General features: G+C 37.9%; 16 protein-coding genes. 6 read left to right on the forward strand and 10 right to left on the reverse strand.

Annotated elements, in window-relative coordinates:
* Positions 1-55: 55 nt before the first annotated feature.
* The 4 genes from NST02_RS19270 to NST02_RS19285 form a co-directional block, all read right to left on the reverse strand.
* Positions 56-1,951: an ABC transporter permease gene (locus tag NST02_RS19270; protein WP_137744144.1), complete on the reverse strand. Its 1,896-nt coding sequence runs from the start codon at positions 1,949-1,951 to the stop codon at positions 56-58.
* Positions 1,926-2,690: an ABC transporter ATP-binding protein gene (locus tag NST02_RS19275; RefSeq protein ID WP_137744143.1), complete on the reverse strand. Its 765-nt coding sequence runs from the start codon at positions 2,688-2,690 to the stop codon at positions 1,926-1,928. The genes NST02_RS19270 and NST02_RS19275 overlap by 26 nt, the downstream gene beginning before the upstream one ends.
* A gap of 83 nt (positions 2,691-2,773) precedes the next feature.
* Positions 2,774-3,775: a sensor histidine kinase gene (locus NST02_RS19280; protein WP_137744142.1), complete on the reverse strand. Its 1,002-nt coding sequence runs from the start codon at positions 3,773-3,775 to the stop codon at positions 2,774-2,776.
* Positions 3,772-4,476 carry a response regulator transcription factor gene (locus tag NST02_RS19285; RefSeq protein WP_137744141.1) on the reverse strand — a complete coding sequence of 235 codons (705 nt, stop codon included), beginning with the start codon at positions 4,474-4,476 and terminating at the stop codon, positions 3,772-3,774. The genes NST02_RS19280 and NST02_RS19285 overlap by 4 nt, the downstream gene beginning before the upstream one ends.
* A 224-nt stretch (positions 4,477-4,700) precedes the next feature.
* Here NST02_RS19285 and NST02_RS19290 point away from each other — a divergent pair, with 224 nt between their 5' ends.
* The 3 genes from NST02_RS19290 to uvsE (NST02_RS19300) are packed head-to-tail and all read left to right on the forward strand — an operon-like array spanning position 4,701 to position 7,379.
* Positions 4,701-5,378 carry a hypothetical protein gene (locus NST02_RS19290; protein WP_340949598.1) on the forward strand — a complete coding sequence of 226 codons (678 nt, stop codon included), beginning with the start codon at positions 4,701-4,703 and terminating at the stop codon, positions 5,376-5,378.
* A gap of 55 nt (positions 5,379-5,433) precedes the next feature.
* On the forward strand, positions 5,434-6,384 hold the full coding sequence (gene uvsE, locus NST02_RS19295) for a UV DNA damage repair endonuclease UvsE (RefSeq protein ID WP_137744139.1): 951 nt from the start codon (positions 5,434-5,436) through the stop codon (positions 6,382-6,384).
* A gap of 29 nt (positions 6,385-6,413) precedes the next feature.
* Positions 6,414-7,379 (forward strand): UV DNA damage repair endonuclease UvsE, encoded by a 966-nt coding sequence (gene uvsE / locus NST02_RS19300; protein ID WP_137744157.1) that lies wholly within the window; start codon positions 6,414-6,416, stop codon positions 7,377-7,379.
* Positions 7,380-7,455: 76 nt separating this feature from the next.
* Here the strand turns inward: uvsE (NST02_RS19300) and NST02_RS19305 are convergent, their stop codons facing one another.
* Positions 7,456-7,815 (reverse strand): carboxymuconolactone decarboxylase family protein, encoded by a 360-nt coding sequence (locus tag NST02_RS19305; protein ID WP_235879510.1) that lies wholly within the window; start codon positions 7,813-7,815, stop codon positions 7,456-7,458.
* A gap of 286 nt (positions 7,816-8,101) precedes the next feature.
* Between NST02_RS19305 and NST02_RS19310 the strand changes: the two genes are divergently transcribed.
* Together NST02_RS19310 and splB are read left to right on the forward strand one after the other, a co-directional pair.
* The gene (locus NST02_RS19310; RefSeq protein ID WP_095309367.1) at positions 8,102-8,365 is read left to right on the forward strand and encodes a transcriptional regulator SplA domain-containing protein; all 264 of its coding nucleotides are present in this window, start codon (positions 8,102-8,104) and stop codon (positions 8,363-8,365) included.
* The gene (splB, locus tag NST02_RS19315) at positions 8,362-9,390 is read left to right on the forward strand and encodes a spore photoproduct lyase (protein WP_095309365.1); all 1,029 of its coding nucleotides are present in this window, start codon (positions 8,362-8,364) and stop codon (positions 9,388-9,390) included. The genes NST02_RS19310 and splB overlap by 4 nt, the downstream gene beginning before the upstream one ends.
* 84 nt (positions 9,391-9,474) lie before the next feature.
* Here the strand turns inward: splB and NST02_RS19320 are convergent, their stop codons facing one another.
* Positions 9,475-9,783 carry a LysR substrate-binding domain-containing protein gene (locus NST02_RS19320; protein ID WP_095309363.1) on the reverse strand — a complete coding sequence of 103 codons (309 nt, stop codon included), beginning with the start codon at positions 9,781-9,783 and terminating at the stop codon, positions 9,475-9,477.
* Positions 9,784-9,980: 197 nt separating this feature from the next.
* On the opposite strand from NST02_RS19320, the gene NST02_RS19325 reads away from it, so the two are divergent.
* Positions 9,981-12,608: a cation-translocating P-type ATPase gene (locus tag NST02_RS19325; RefSeq protein ID WP_137744156.1), complete on the forward strand. Its 2,628-nt coding sequence runs from the start codon at positions 9,981-9,983 to the stop codon at positions 12,606-12,608.
* Between the two features lie 471 nt (positions 12,609-13,079).
* On the opposite strand, the gene tnpA is transcribed toward NST02_RS19325, so the two are convergent.
* The 4 genes from tnpA to NST02_RS19345 all read right to left on the reverse strand — a co-directional run bounded on the left by tnpA (position 13,080) and on the right by NST02_RS19345 (position 17,132).
* Entirely contained in the window at positions 13,080-13,550 is a 471-nt protein-coding gene (gene tnpA, locus NST02_RS19330; protein ID WP_340948879.1) for an IS200/IS605 family transposase, read from the reverse strand.
* A 392-nt stretch (positions 13,551-13,942) separates the two neighbouring features.
* Positions 13,943-14,779 (reverse strand): TPM domain-containing protein, encoded by an 837-nt coding sequence (locus tag NST02_RS19335; RefSeq protein WP_340949601.1) that lies wholly within the window; start codon positions 14,777-14,779, stop codon positions 13,943-13,945.
* Positions 14,773-15,837, reverse strand: coding sequence for a hypothetical protein (locus tag NST02_RS19340; protein ID WP_340949603.1), 1,065 nt, complete (start codon positions 15,835-15,837; stop codon positions 14,773-14,775). Before NST02_RS19340 ends, NST02_RS19335 begins: the two co-directional genes overlap by 7 nt.
* 23 nt (positions 15,838-15,860) lie before the next feature.
* Positions 15,861-17,132, reverse strand: a complete 1,272-nt coding sequence (locus tag NST02_RS19345) for an SPFH domain-containing protein (protein WP_212933896.1) — start codon at positions 17,130-17,132, stop codon at positions 15,861-15,863.
* Positions 17,133-17,250: the final 118 nt, after the last annotated feature.

Below are 17,250 nucleotides of genomic sequence, written 5' to 3' on the forward strand. Positions count from 1 at the left end.
GGACACCCACTTTATTTCAACGAGCGATTTTATCCTTTCTAAAAATCATTCTCCTTTAAACGATCATTCTTTTTACTTGTCTTACATAAACATAGCGAACAATCAAAAAGTAAATCATTTGAATAAAGGCAAAGCTTCCTAATACGATCGTTGATTCAAGCATTAGATTGTAATTAAACATGCGGGATAATGAAGTAAGGGCAACAGCACCGTGAATTAAAGCGACAACAATCGGTGAGAAAAATAAAAGGGCGACTTGTCTGCTGACAACTTTATTTAACTCGGATTGGGTCAAGCCAATTTTGGATATAGAACTGAATTTACGCTTTTCTTCCTCTAAATCGGTAAATAATCGGAAATAAAGAAAGCTTCCAGCAGAAACGAAGAATACGAGGCCAATAAACAAGCCGATAAATAATATAGGGCCATATGCCTTATTAATTTCATAAAGAGTATAATCGATAGAAAATGCTTTATTCTCTAATTGTTCTACTATTTTTTTTCCTGCTTCAGTTATGTGTTCCATATCTGGTTCCTTAGCTTCCCATACAACAGTTAATGCATTTCTTACTGGAGATCCTAGCTTCTCATAAACCTTGTCGTTCACAACATAATAGCCACTTAGCTCTCGAATTACTTCCGTTTCGACAACACGAATCGGTTTAATTTCTTGTCCGTTATCAAGTTGAATATTTGTTCCCATTAATGTTTTGCTTGCTTTTTGCCCCTCCAGTAGCATAACATCACTTTGTTCAACTACAATGGCCTCATTTTCCTTTGGCTGAAGCTCTTCTTCCCCTAATAAGGCGGCAAAACGATTATAATCAGAAGCCTTGGCAATTAATACTCCATTATTTCGTAAGGAAGTCTCAAAATAGTTTAACTCCAGAGCCTCCATCTTCGCATCAACACGTTCTTCCTCCAAGATAGCGTTGATTTTTTGAATATCACTTTCAATGATTTCTTTACTATCATTATGATTTGGGCTATAAGTGATCGTATATGGATTAGCTTCTTTTACCCCTTTTGTGAGGTACGATTGAAATCCATATAATGTTCCAATTGCGCTAAAAGCAACCGTTGATATGATGGACACCATAAAAAATGTCCTTGCATTATCTTTCATTCGAAAGGATAAGTCAGAAAACAACAACATATTTGTTTTTCGCCAAAAGATCGATCGGTTATTTTTTAACTTCCTAATAACAAATACACTCAATTGGGTAAAAAGGAGATAGGTTCCCAATATGACTACGATAATAACCGGAATCATCGCAAAGACCACTTGAATTCCCTTAACGTATAGAGCAATTCCATATCCAGCAATGAGAAGCAATGCAGCAAATATTGACAGAATAATGGATGCTTTTGGCTCTCCTTTCGACTGTTTATCACCTTTTATTAAATCAATTAATTTCTTTGTACGAAGAACAAATGAAACAAAAATAGATATACAGAAAAAGAGAATAACAAAGCTAACAAAAGTTACAACAATAGCTAGAGTTGGAAAATAAAAATCTAATGATTCATTTACAATTAACACATTTTCAGCAATTAAGAGAATTGCTTTTGCAAATACAAGGCCTGCGAGGATTCCTCCGACCGTTGCTGCGAAGCCAATTAAGATATTTTCCAAAAATACCATCAAGCGAATTTGTCTATTTGATGCTCCTAACATCATTAACAATCCAAATTCCTTCTTCCTTGACTGTAAGAAAGAGCTCATTGAATATAGGACAAAAAAGAAGGAGAAAACATAGATGATTCCACCTGCAACTCCCATTCCAAAAAGTGCGTTTACATTTACGGTTCCACCTGAAAAAGCGGGATGAAAAGCAAAGATTGCAAAGGTGAAGAATACCATCACGGTGAACATACTGCTTAGAAAATAAGCAATATACAATCGCTTATTGCGCAATACATTGTTAAACGCGAACTGACGAAAGGTCATGGCCTTCTCCTCCCATCAACGAAAGCATGTCAATGATTTTTTGAAAAAATGCTTGTCTGCTTTCCCCGCGATTAATTTCAGAATGAAGTTTACCATCACGGATAAAAATAACTCGGTCCGAATAACTTGCTGCTTGCGGATCATGTGTTACCATAAGCAGACTCGTTTCTTCCCTTTCATTGATGGATACAAGCATTTTCATAACATCCTTTGATGCTTTCGAATCAAGATTCCCTGTCGGCTCATCCGCTAACAAAAGCTTCGGCTCATGAATCATTGCTCTGGCAATGGCAACCCTCTGAGCCTGCCCTCCTGAAATTTCGTACGTCCGTTTGTTCATAATGGAAGCAATGCCAAGACTTTCGGCTATTTTATGAGCTTTTTCTTTCATTACGCTCACACTCGTACCTTCTAATGTCAGCGGAAGGACAATATTTTCTTCAACCGTTAACGTATGAAGTAAGTTGAAATCCTGAAAAATAAAGCCTAATTCGTTTCTGCGAAAGCGTGCTAAAGCATTTTTCTTCAGCTTATGTGGATTCGTTCCTTCAATTTCGATTTCTCCCGTTGTGGGTGCATCGTTTGTAGAGATGATATTTAATAGTGTCGTTTTTCCACTTCCGGATGGACCCATAATGGAAACAAATTCACCTTTTTCGATTTCAAGATTAATATCAGTAAGGGCACGGTAAGCAATTTTTCCCTCGTAAATTTTACTTACTTTTGAAACTTTAAGCATTATTTTTTCTCCTCTCATGATCTTCTAGAAAAAGTATAGCCTGAATATCAAATCATAAACTATCGATTATACTTTCATGAACCTTACATTGATGTAATGTTTTGTGTTTGAGAAAAAATAATCCTAATGGTTGTACCTTCCCCAACCTTCGATTCTAATTCAATCCGATGCTCTAGTCTTGCGCTCACCTCTTTTACTAAATAAAGTCCCATCCCGGTTGATTCCCGGTACTTACGGCCATTTTCCCCTGTATAAAACTTGTTAAAAACTCGTTTCTGATCGGAGGCAGGAATACCGATTCCAAAGTCCTTCACTTCTAATACAGCTTCTCCCGCTTTTTCAAAGAGAGAAATAACTAGTTGATTTGTCTTTCCTGTAGAATATTTAACCGCATTATGTACTAATTGTGACAATAAAAAGAAAAGCCATTTTTCATCACTTTCTACTATGATGTTTTTCTTTTTCTCGATTAATTGGGGATACACTTCGTTTCGAATGAAAAATCGCTTATTCTCCTGATTCACCTCATGAACGAGCTTAGATAACAGGATTGGCTTAATCTGAAAATCTTCCGCAATTGTACGTAATCTAGCCATATAAAGAACTGTATTTAGACCGTTTCTCACCCGCTCTGTTTCCTCACGAATGCTGGAGGATTCCGGCTCATCAAGGGTTTGTGCTGTTAATTCAATAACAGATAGTGGCGTCTTCATTTGATGGACCCAGCGATCCATAAATAACAAATGTTCATCCTGCCTCTCTTCTGCCTTTTGGATTTCTTCTAGATACAAACGATACTGAGAGACTAGCAACTGATCAAGCGCTTCAGATATGGGTGCCTGCTCCGTAGTTTCCATTGATCCATCTAATGTTTCCAATGAATTTTGTAACCTATGGTAAAAGCTTCTTCTGCTAACATATTGATAAATGAGATATGCCATTAAGATGACAACTGAAAGAAAAGTTGCATAAAAAAACACCCCTACACCCCGATAACCATCAAGCCAAAATAGAGTGGGAATAAGAATACATTGAAGCAATTGAATCCCAATAAGCAGCAAATGCTCACGAAGAAATAATTTCATCGTTCTTCCCCATTCCATGTAATACGTAGACGATAGCCAGCTCCTCGCACTGTTTCAATTGCATCCTCAATTCCCAACTCAGAAAATTTTTTGCGAACACGAGTAATATTTACATTTAAAGTATTCTCATCAACATATGCTTGATCATCCCATAATTTCTCCAATAGATCCTGCCTGCCGGCTACACGGGGATATCGTTCAAACAGACTTTCGATAATATCTGATTCCCTTTTAGTTAATTGGGCCACTTTCTTTCCAAATCTAAGCTCTAAACGCTCCGGATATAAACTTAGACCATTGTGGATAAGCATCCTTTCCTCAAATTTAGCTGCATATTCCCCGTACGCTCTTCGTAAATGACTTCGTATTTTCGCCATAACGATATCGGGATGGAATGGTTTAGTGATAAAGTCATCGCCTCCATTTTCCAATGCCATTACTTGATCCATATCACCTGTACGAGCTGAAATGAAAATAACTGGGCATATTGATTCTTTGCGTACTTGTCTGCACCAATAATAGCCGTCATAACTAGGAAGATTTATATCTAGTAAAAGAAGGTGCGGCCTTACATTGCGAAATAAATCGATTATGTTTTCAAATTCTTTAGCAACGATAACCTCATATCCATATTTTTCGATATATGCGGATAAATGGTTTGCAATTTTTATATCATCTTCAACAATCATAATTCGGTCCATATGTAAATTCTCCTAATATCATATTTAAAATTAAGTTTAAGCGATCCTTTACAACCTATCAATGAACCAATTGACGATGCTATATATTATTTTTGAAGAAACGATATTGACTAAAGCATTAGACAATTGGTTACTACTTTACTTCATATTCCCCTAAAATTTCGGATATTTTCATTAAATAATGACTAACGAAGAAAAATTCGGTGACAATAGGGGAAAAGGATGTGGCTTTTGTGAATAGCTTTCTATTCTTTTTTCTGGGTTTCGCTTATCTCCTGTTATTAATATGGGGGATTATTTTATCCAAAAAATATGGCTTACTCAATCTTTACAGCTTATTATTTCTCGTTATTATCGGACTGGTCTACGATAACATTATCATCGGATTAGGAAAAGAAATTGGGGAAGGAAACACGCTTGAGAATTTAAGCTATATTCGATTTTGGTTCCACGCTCTTTTCACTCCGACTCTCATCCTTTCTGTCTTAAACATTTGTCATGAGATTGGCTTGATCTGGGCAAGAAAAGCTTTTTGGAGGGTTATTTTTTTCATATTGACGATCGCTTTAATCCTTTATGAACTTCTAACTTCTGTTAAAGGACTGGAACTGAAACCCGTTTGGAGAAATAGTGTACTGACCTATGAACCATTTGGAGACCCAAACAGCCCAATTATGGTTGGAGTCGTAACCTTGGTACTAACAATTATTGGCCTCATTTTTTTGAGAAAATTTCATTTTCCTTGGCTTTTTATCAGCACAATGCTGATCATCTTGGGCGGTATTTTACAGATCTGGGTCAAAAATTTCCCGATTATGAATGTGTTAGAGTTGCTATTAATCGTCTCATTACTTTTGACAAAGCAATTTCAAGTTCATCACCGACTCTCTCCGAACATATAAAGGGGATGCTTTATGTACTAAAGTTCATCAAAATGTGAAATCAAGGGGAAAACAGATGAAAATTCGTTTCGGATATGTAGCAAATGCTTTGGATCTATGGGATGCAAGCCCATCAAAATCTTTAACCTTTACACGTTATTCAACTCTTCCCAAACACGAACGGCTAGAAAAACTAAAATCAATTACTGCCCAAAATCTGAAGCATACAAAAAGAATTTTGTACTACAATATTGCCCATGAAATCGAATTATATCGTTTCTCAAGTTCTCTTGTCCCCCTTGCTACCCACCCTGAAGTGATGTGGGATTACTTAACACCTTTTAAAGACAAGTGGGATGAGCTTGGAACACTCATCCAGCAATTTAATCTTCGGGTCAGCTTTCATCCAAGTCAATATACCCTTTTCACAAGTCCAAGAGAAGAGGTAACAAGAAATGCGATTAACGATATGGAATATCATTTTAATATGCTTCGAGCCATGAATGCACTTAATACTGGAATTATTAATATTCATATCGGTGGTATCTATGGTGATAAAAGTGCAGCCTTGCAGCGTTTTCGTCAAAATTTAAGACAATTGCCAAATGAAATTAAGAAGCATATGACACTCGAAAACGATGATAAAACTTATAATGTCCGGGATACACTTGATATATGTGAAACTGAGAACATTCCTATGGTGCTCGATTATCATCATTATTTGGCAAACAGTGGAGACGAAGAACTTTCAGATTTCTTACCGGGCATTTTCAATACATGGAAAGATACGATCCCAAAGGTCCACTTTTCTTCCCCAAAGTCCGAGCAGGCCTATCGTTCTCATGCCGATTTTGTCTCATTAGATTTTGTGTTACCCTTCTTAAAAATGGCAAAAGATCTGGATCAAGATTTCGATATTATCGTCGAAGCGAAACAGAAGAATCTTGCCATGCACAAATTAATTGAAGATATTGCTTCTATCCGGGGAGTTAAACGCATAACAGCTTCTTCGATTGAATGGCAATAATGAAAAACGATATGGATGAGGTGAATGAAATGACCATTGTCCGCCTTGGTTATGTAGCAATGAGTATGGAGCTAAAAAACGCATCTCCTTCAAAAACGATGACATTTACCCAATTTAAAAAAATTGACGACAGAAGAGCAGCCATTCGCAAACTGGAGCGTATTGCCCTTTTAAATTTACATAATACGTTAAGGGTGTTAAAACATAATGCAGCTTCGGACATTCATTTTTACCGCTTATCCTCGCGGCTGATTCCTTTAGCAAACCATGAAGAACTTCGTGATTGGAATTATCTCCAACCATTAAAAAATTCCCTGCGCGAAGTGGGAGATTTCGTTAAAAAACATGAAATGAGAGTAGATTTTCATCCTGACCACTTCGTCCTCCTGAATTCTAAGCAAAAGGAGATCCTAAAAAACTCAATAAAAACCTTAAAAATGCACTATTTATTGTTGAAAGAGATGGGGATTAGCCCCACACATCGCTGTGTCATGCATATTGGCGGCAACTATAAGGAAACAGAAAAATCGCTTGAGCAATTTGTGGAAAACTGGATGGTCGTGCCAAGACCCATTCAAAATATGATTATGCTTGAAAATGACGATACTTCCTTCACTTTAAAAGATACGCTTTACTTATGTGAAAAATTAAATATTCCTCTTGTTTTTGATTATCATCATCATCTTGCTCATCATCAAAATGATGATTGGGAAAAACAGTGGGAAAGAGTTGTTCAAACGTGGAAGCATTCACCACTTCCGATAAAAATGCATATATCCAGTCCAAAGAGTAATAAAGCTTTCCGTCATCACTCCGATTATGTGGATATTGATATGTTTGTTGAATTTCTTAAATTTATAAAGGGGAGCATCCCTCAGATTGACTGTATGATTGAAGCGAAGAGAAAAGATGAGGCTCTTTTTACATTAATGAAGGAAATAGAAAATAGGGAGGATATTGAAGCGATTGATGGCTCAACTTTTCGACTAATGTAACAATATGCTTGTTCTTGCTTTGTTCAAAAAATGAAAAGGTGAAAGCAATCTGATTTCACCTTTTTTCAATGCAATTTTATTGTTTTAATTGGTTCATTTCATGGATACATTCCTGAACAAGGGTCACACCCTGACTCATTGAAGCTCCTCCACCAAATGCTACAGTAACACCAACCGCTTCAAGGATTTCTTGCTCCGAACAGCCTTGATCAAGACATCCTTTCGTATGATAGATGATGCAATACTCATCTTGTGCATGAATACTAATCCCTAATGCAATTAACTGTTTTTGCTTCTGTGATAATGCCCCTTCTTTAAAGCACTCTTCAGTTAAAGCATTGAACTGTCTTGTAAATCCAGGCATTTTTGTTGCAAACTGGCCAATTCCTTCTTTGTACTTTATCAGTGCTTCTTCAGTCGAACTTCTTGCTTCCAAGTATCACCAGCTCCATTTCGATATTGATGTCAATCAACGTTATTATGGGCAAAATCCTCTTTTTTTAACAGGCTTTGTTTTATGTTGGTTTTGTTTTCAGCTCATTTCGTAGAAACATCGGCTTTACACAAAATAAACCAAAAATCGTATTATCAACAATGGTATTTCACAAAGCTTTTAGCAGAAACAAGGGCTGCCAATGTTTTTCCATAATAATGAATTCATAATTAACCACACGAACAGGCAAAATTTTAATAATGGTTTAATTCTTTGAAAAGGTGATGAAATGGAACAGGCAAATCAAAATCAAGATTATCAAGCTGGAGACATTGTTTATGTTTTTTATCGTAACCCTCATACTCAGGATGTAGCCAATATTCAAGCAGCAGCCGTTGTGAATCATCCAGAGAAAGAGAATGAACTTGCTTTGTTTTTGTATGAAACATATTATCCACTTTCAGATGAAGTGGCGATCTATTCAACAGAGGAAGAAGCTAATCAGGCCTATCATTACTACTATGGGGAAGCTACAGAAGGGGTATTGGAATGAATAAACCATTTACACCAAAATTAGTCTATTTTGAACCAAAAGCCTTAGACTACCCTTTAGGAAAAGAGCTTTTTGACAAATTTGAAAAATCGGATGTGGAAATAAGATATACAACATCACATAACCAAATAAGAAACTTACCTGGAGACAGCGATTTTCAAAAATATAGGGTAGCAAAGTCTACACTTGTAGTAGGAATTAGAAAAACACTAAAATTCGACACCTCCTTGCCTTCGGCAGAGTATGCAATCCCTTTCGCAACAGGCTGCATGGGGCATTGCCATTATTGTTATTTACAAACTACGATGGGAAGCAAGCCCTATATCCGGACATATGTGAATGTTGAGGAGATTTTATCTGCAGCTGATCAATATATGGAGGAAAGGGCTCCTGAGGTAACAAGATTTGAAGCATCATGCACGTCTGATATTGTAGGAATTGATGCTTTAACACATACACTGAAAAGAGCGATTGAACATTTTGGTCAATCAGAGCTGGGAAAATTAAGATTTGTCACGAAATTCCATCATGTTGATCATCTACTGGATGCAAAACATAATGGAAAAACACGGTTTCGGTTTAGTATTAATGCTGATTATGTCATTAAAAACTTTGAGCCAGGAACATCTCCATTAGAGAAACGAATTGAAGCAGCCGGAAAAGTTGCCAGAGCTGGTTATCCACTTGGCTTTATCGTCGCTCCCATTTATTTGCATGAAGGATGGGAAGAAGGTTATTATCACATGTTTGAGCGCTTGGATGCTGAGTTACCATCTGAAGCGAAAAAAGATCTCACTTTTGAATTTATTCAACATCGTTTTACAAAGCCAGCGAAGCGGGTTATTGAAAAAAATTACCCCATGACAAAATTAGAATTGAACGAAGAGAAACGAAGGTATAAATGGGGGAAGTATGGTATTGGAAAGTATATTTATCAAAAGGATGAAGAAGAAGATATTAAATCCCATCTTTATTCCTATATGGAAAAGTTTTTTCCTGATGCGATTTTAGAATATTTCACATAAAGGGATTGAATATCCCTTTTTTTCAACATTAGTCGATGTTGATCTTTGGCTCATTCTCTCTCAGAATACCACGAAACCAGTGTTTCATGGAAAATCAAAAATAATATTTAACAAAGAAAGTCTAATCCTAAACAATCGAAAAAGGTCATCGATTAGAATCAGCTTTTCATTATTAAACTCGGTAAACGTAATGCTATCTTTTCTGGATCTCGGATGCTCTTTATTGACGATTGCCACAATCTGATGTTTCATTAAAGGAGAATAGGAAAAATCATTATCATTTCTTGGATTTGCAGGCTGAGTCATAACAAGTATACCAGCTAATACTTTTGCTTCACATACTTTATCGATGTATTCAAAAATGTTGATCTCGACGCCATTCTTCCTTCCCAAATTGTAAAATCTCTTTGCCCCTTAATATCCCTTTTAAAAACCTACTTTATGTTCACTTTCAATTTTTCACTGCAAATGTTCAAATTGCTTGATGAGCCCCGATCTTTGAATACAGATAGCGTGGTTTACTATTTAAAAAAAGCATTATTTGGAATAGAATACACATATTAAGATAGAGGAAAGGAGTTAATGGAATGATGCAATTCTATCGTGAGAGCAAAAATATTGTTCTCGAGCATCTGCAAACATCAGAAAATGGTTTAACTCTTGAAGAAGTACATGCACGGTTAAATAAAAATGGCTATAACGAAATAAAAGGGAAAGAAAAAGTTCCGACATGGAAGTTATTTTTGGAAACTTTTAAGGACTCGATGGTGATTGTACTTTTAATTGCCGCTGGCGTTCAAATCATTCTCGGAGAAATAGTTGAATCTATCATCATTTTTCTTGTTCTCATTATCAATTCCATTATTAGCGTTGTGCAAACAAAAAAAGCTGAAAGCTCGCTTGAGGCATTACAGAATATGTCTGCACCGAATGCAAAAGTAATCCGGAATGGTGTAAGACAAACAATTGCCGCAAAAGAGCTTGTCATTGGTGATATTGTTTTACTTGAAGCAGGGGATCAAGTTCCTGCAGACGGACGTATTTTAGAAAGCGAATCATTAAGAGTAAATGAAGGCATGCTGACTGGTGAGTCTGAGGCCGTTGAAAAACATGTTGCAGCAATTAGTGAAGAAGTTGCCTTAGGGGATCGCCGCAACATGGTCTTTAGCAGTTCTTTAGTCGTCTATGGTCGCTGTTCTTTCGTCGTAACAAATACAGGTGAACAAACCGAAATCGGTAAAATTGCCAGCCTGATTGCTACAGCAAAAGAGAAACAAACGCCATTACAGCGCAAGCTCGATGTATTCAGTAAGAAGCTAGGTATCGGAATCCTCATCCTTTGTATTCTCATATTCATCGTAGAGGTTGGGCGAATCTGGCTCGGTGACAATACAGATGATATGACAACAGCGATTTTACATTCATTAATGTTTGCAGTTGCCGTTGCAGTTGCCGCGATTCCAGAAGCTCTGTCTTCCATCGTTACAATCGTTTTATCAGTTGGAACAAATAAAATGGCGAAACAGCATGCGATCATCCGAAAACTTCCAGCTGTCGAAACGCTAGGCTCTACTAGTGTAATCTGCACCGATAAAACTGGGACTCTGACTGAGAATAAAATGACGGTAACAAACTATTTTACTACAAGTAAAGGCCAAAAGGCAGAGTTTCCAAAGGTGCGTCAAAATTGGAGCAGCGAAGAGGAAATGCTTTTTAAGATTATGGTGCTTTGCAATGATTCCTATATTAATAATGAAGGGAAAGAGATTGGTGACCCGACAGAAGTAGCGTTAATCAACTACGTCGAGAACTTTGAAGAAATTCGAAATAAAAACAACCGAGAAGCAGAGCTTCCGTTTGACTCTGAGCGTAAATTAATGTCAACCGTTTATACCATTAATGATTCGAGGATGATTTTGACCAAGGGTGGACCTGATGTCATGTTCAGCCGCGCGACTCATGTTCTTATTAATGGAAAAATAGAACCGTTAACAAAAGAAGCATTACAGCGATTTCAAAAGACAAATGAAGAGTATTCGAACGAAGCGCTTCGAGTACTCGCCTATGGATTTAAACAACTGCCGAAGGAGAAAAGCGCAATTGGACCTGAAGATGAAAATGATCTCGTTTTAGTCGGTTTAACAGCCATGATCGATCCGCCCCGTGAAGCAGTATATGGTGCGATTGAGCAAGCTAAGCAGGCAGGGATTCGCACTATTATGATCACAGGAGATCATAAAACAACCGCCCAAGCAATCGGTAGAAACATTGGACTTATGGATAAGAATGATCTCGCTCTCACAGGTCAAGAGTTAGATGCCCTTTCTGATGAAGAATTGGAGCAAAAATTAGAAGCTATTTCTGTCTATGCACGTGTGTCACCAGAAAATAAAATTCGCATCGTCCGGGCCTGGCAAAAGAAAAATAGAATTACAGCGATGACCGGTGACGGGGTGAATGATGCGCCGGCACTAAAGCAAGCAGATATTGGAATTGCCATGGGGAGTGGCACAGATGTTGCCAAAGACGCATCTGCAATGATTTTAACAGACGATAATTTTGTCTCAATTGTTAACGCTGTTAGCGTTGGACGCACCGTCTTTGACAATATAAAAAAAGCGATTGGCTATCTATTTGCTGGAAATTTAGGTGCGATTATTGCAATATTATTTGCCGTTATCGTGGGCTGGTCCAATCCATTCACTGCACTTCAATTGTTGTTTATTAACTTAGTAAATGATTCATTACCAGCAATCGCATTGGGAATGGAAAAATCAGAACCTGGTGTGATGAAGAAGAAACCACGTAATATTGATGAAGGAATTTTTGCCGGCGGGACGATGCGAGCTGTTTTAACGAGGGGTATATTAATTGGGATTGCCGTCATCACTGCACATTACATTGGATTGCAGCATTCAGAAGAATTAGGTGTTGGAATGGCATTCTCTACATTAATTTTGGCACGTACCCTACAAACGTTTGCTGCCCGTTCCACCACACAAACAGCTATAGGCGCCGGGCTTTTTAGTAATAAGTATGTAATTGGTGCTGTAGCGCTGGGTTTTGTTCTATATGGCATCACCCTTTTGCCATTTGCCCGTGAAGTTTTTGCCATTCCTGCTGAATTTGGCTTCAGCGAGTGGTTGATTGTTCTTGGACTTTCCTTTGGCGCGCTTATATTGATGGAGATCTTGAAGATAATAGCGCGACCAAAATAAGTGGGAGCAATCTTTTATCCGAACACTGTTAAGAGATGCAAAAATGTCAGATACTGCCTGTGGATTGGTTCCATTGTATAGTATCTGACATTTATTCCTAAAAAAAATCACTCTTTTGCATGATTCACTGACAGCCATTTTTATTTAATACTGGAGTAACTCTTCACATAAAATACGTTAGGTATCTTTCATAGAAAAAGGCCAAAATCATTTTTCACAAGTAAACGATAAGTGCAACAGAATATGACGCCACTTTTTGTGATTACGTTTTGTCTACTCAATATAACTAGAAAATATCGAATAAATAATACCTTTCTAAGTCGAGTTGAATCCACGAGAATCAAAACCACCAGTGTGAACTGGTGGTTTGCTCTTCGGCTGAAAGCCTCTCTTACCGGCCTTGGCCTTAAAGGCCAACTGAAAGGGTTTCCCTTCTGCACCACATTCACTCACTAATTCTAAAGAATTTCTTTATTTCTTCCGATTTTTCTCTCCTGTGAATGGATCAAATTCTTCGAACAACGTTAATTGATCAGCCACGTAATCCTCTTTTAGCTGATTTCTTATATATTCTTGTATTTGCTTCTTATTTCTTCCCACTGTATCAACATAGAAACCTCGACACCAGAATTTTCGATTTCCATAGCGATATTTCAGATTCGCATGTCGATCAAATATCATCAGGCTACTTTTTCCTTTTAAATACCCCATAAACTGAGATACACTTAATTTCGGTGGAATACTCACCAACATATGAATATGATCTGGACAAGCATTTGCTTCATGTATGATGACGCCTTTCCTTTCACATAAGTCTCTTATGATCTGTCCAATACTCTTTCTGTATTTTCCATAGATCATTTGCCTTCTGTATTTTGGTGCAAATACTATGTGATACTTACAATTCCATGTTGTGTGTGCTAAACTATTCATGTCCTTCATCAGGGCATACCTCCTTCATGAGTGAGATAAAGTGGTCGGGAAACCAACTTTATCCTACCATGAAGTGAGGTTTTTTTGTTACCACGCTTTAAGCTCTCTGGAACCCCCGGCATAGCCAGGGGTTTTCTAAACCATTAACAAAGAAGCTGTCTTAATTTAGACAGCTTTTTTGTTTTTGGTTACCACCCGAAATTTGTCTCATGAACCCGAGAGATCACTCTTTTTTGGGAGCTTCCAAGCTAGCAGGTTATTAAAAGTTGAAAAGTCAAACTTTTCAGCGCCTCTTTAGAAGTTTAAGAGAAACTGCAATACGTTTGGCACAGCCCTTTTAAAGCCCAGTCCAAGAAGCAGACAGATGTCGCAATTCATTTTTTTCAAAAAGGACCGAAAGCTTAAAATTTTCTTCCACCTCCGCCGATTCCGCCCCCGCTACCACCTGTGAATGAACTACCACCACTGTTGTTATTCGCTTTCGGTATTTTTTGCTGGGTGACAATGGTATTGTAGTGCTGATCATGTTTTCTCGTCAGTGTGAAGGAATTGTCTTGCAAATAGGTCCTCGCATTGACAGTTGAACGGCCCCTGTTTCCCATTGCCATCGTACCGATTGTAATTCCACCGATCGCAAAGGAGATTAGTAAATAGATACCTAGTTTTTCATACCAGCTTAAATCACCAGTTTCATGCTGCTCAACCGGATAAACATTTTCAGTATCTCCGTATGAGTAACCCGAGTCATCAGGATGGGAATCAATAGGAACTCCCTCCCCTATCATTCTTTCTAGTTCTTTAAGGAAAATATCGGCACTTTTACCATATTGCTCTTCTCCTAAAGGTGGATACACTTCGTCTAACAATTCTTCTACTCTATTGGCGTCAATATATTTTGCTCCTTTATCTCTTGTAAAAATATAAACTTCACGTTCATCCATATTTAAAAGATAAAGGATACCATCCAATGTCCCTTCATAGCCGAATCCATGTTCTTCATAGAAATCACGGGCATATTCGCTTGAAGACTTCCCTTCGCTATCATCAGTTGTTACTATCACAATGTCCATCTCTGCTTGTTCACTTAGTGTCATTGCCCTGTCATTAAGTTCCGTTCTTTCTGTCTCTATAAACAACTGTGCCTGATCAAAAATTTTTTCATAAGCGGCAAGTGCATTTGTTCCTAAATTGAAAAGAAGGAGCATAAATGGCAGCAAAAAAAATACTTTTTTCACCATATAAATTGCCCTCCTATCATTAATGCTGCAAATGAAGCTGCGGAAACCACTCCAAACCATGCGCTTGCCCTTCCTTTACTAATTGGCAGTTTTCCAGCAATTTTTCCGGTTTGCCCGTTCATCGCAAAAATATAAGTATTCCCCTTAAATTGGTAAGTAAACATCCATACCGGCAGCAGGACATATGTGGCTTCGACGTTTTTTAATTTTACGTCAGTCCTTTTTACGCTCACTGAACTGTAGCCATTTATTGTTTCCCGTAGCAGCGTACTCATATTCTTTCTCATGATTTCTGATACTCTCGGGTAGACATCATTTTGATCCATATCATATTTTTCTGCTAAGTATCCCGATAAATAGGACATGGAAAAATCGGTTAAATCCTTGTAATGATATGGTTCCAAAACACTCATCAGTTCATCGTCCATTTTTCGTGAACCATCTGCAGGCACATCTCGAAAAATCGCTTTTCCTTCTCGGAGAACACGATAATATTTTGTTTCAGTATAACGAGTATCCCCTCTCGTATAGGAACGAACCTTTGTAGCATCACCGCTGATTTCTCCAAACGGGCTGCAATGAAAGAGCCAAAACGGCACATAAATCCCCGACAGCTTCTCAAGTTCTGAAGTTGCCGTAAATTGTTTTGAAAGAAGCGGTTTTTTCTTACACCAGTTAATAAATAATTCAGTTGCCCTTTCACGATTAATTTGAAATGGGATCACTTTTTCTGGACGATATTCCCCCTCAAGTCTTCTTGGGATGATCGTTGGGTTATGACAGTAATAGCAAAAAGTGGCAGCCGTTGTATCATCTGTGACAATTTCAGCCCCACAACTTTCGCAACTGTACCCAACAGCATTTTCCTGAAATTCCTGTTCAAGCTCATGTGCTATTTCTGTATTTTTCTCTGCCTCGGCCTGCTCATTATTAATAAAGGAACGCACTTCCTGCTCATGAAATTCACTTAAGCAATAATCGCATGTCCAGTTTTGCGTATCAGCCTTAAAGGCAAGCGGTCCGCCACAATTAATACATTTATAGACGATAACCCCCATCGTAAATCACCTCATTATACCGCTTAAAATTTGCTTCCACATTCTGGGCAAAATTTCATTGCTGCCCCTTCTGGAGCAGTGAATCCACATTGACTGCAAGTGAGCGCTTCAGGCTTTTTATTTCCACAATTGGAGCAAAACTTGCCGCTGTTTTCACTGCCACATTGACATTTCCAGCTATCTACCTGCGGCTTCGGTGAACCACATTCTGAACAAAACTTTCCTTCATTTTTTTGTCCGCACTCGCATTGCCAAGTAGCTGAATTACCGGGAGTAACAGGCTGTTGTGCTTGCTGCTGCATTTGAAACCTATTCGTTTCAGAAGCACTTTGAGAAAAATTTCCGGCTCCCTGCATCCCCATTCCCATTCCGATGAATCCATTCATGGCCCCGCCTTCATTTGAACCAGCCGCCTCAAGTCCACGAGCAATTGAGCCTTGAACATAACCTTCCCGAACAGATGCGTCTTGAAGCATCGCTCCCTGATTTCTCATATTGATCAATTTTTGTGACTGATCATCATAGGAAATGCTATTGATCCCTACTGACTCTACACGCATTCCACGAAGTCGCGTCCATTCCTCGTCGAGTACACTTGACATGTATCTTGCCAATTCCATTCCTCTTGAAGCAACAAATGAGATGCGAATGCCATCACTCGACATTTGGTTAATCGCCGTTTGCAAGGCATTCATAAACTCAGATAAATATTGCGTATTAATTTCGTTAATATCCACTACATTTTTATTTCTTGGGATCGCTTCTTCATAAAATTTTAACGGATCAACAATTTTAATCGAATACGAGCCGTGAGTACGCAAAAATAATTCCGCATTATAAAAATTATCAAAGTAATTAATCGGATTTCGTGTTCCAAATTTAATTCCTTTGATTTCTTGAAGATTAATAAAGTACGCCTTTTGCGAAGAGGAAGGCATGCCGCCAAATTTAAAACGATTAAACGTCTCTCTGACCGTTTCATCAAGTTCACCATTGAATAAAGATGGCATGGATGAATTAACTACTTCGTAATAGCCTTCTTCCGCCGTATAATCAATAATTCTTCCGCCATCAACCAATAGCATGAATTGATTGGCCTGTACATGGATAACCGACCCGTTGGAAATGGTCGTATCGGTCCCTTTCTTATTCGAATTTCTTTTATCTTTCGTTCTCATCTTAACACCAACAGACATAACCGTTGTATCGCTCATCTCCTGAGGCACAATCACTTCCAACCATTGATCTGCTAAACTGCCTTTTACAGTATCTAACGCTGCTTTAATGATGCCCATCAAATACTCCCCCTAAAATTTATATCTTTCTCATTTTTTTTAGTATAACATGTCATTTTTAGAAAACGAGGGGAATGCCAAAAATTGATGAGATTGTATGTTACCGAGGAAGTCTTTA

The organism is Robertmurraya sp. FSL W8-0741, from assembly GCF_038004005.1.
In the GTDB taxonomy this organism is placed as follows: domain Bacteria; phylum Bacillota; class Bacilli; order Bacillales; family Cytobacillaceae; genus Robertmurraya; species Robertmurraya siralis.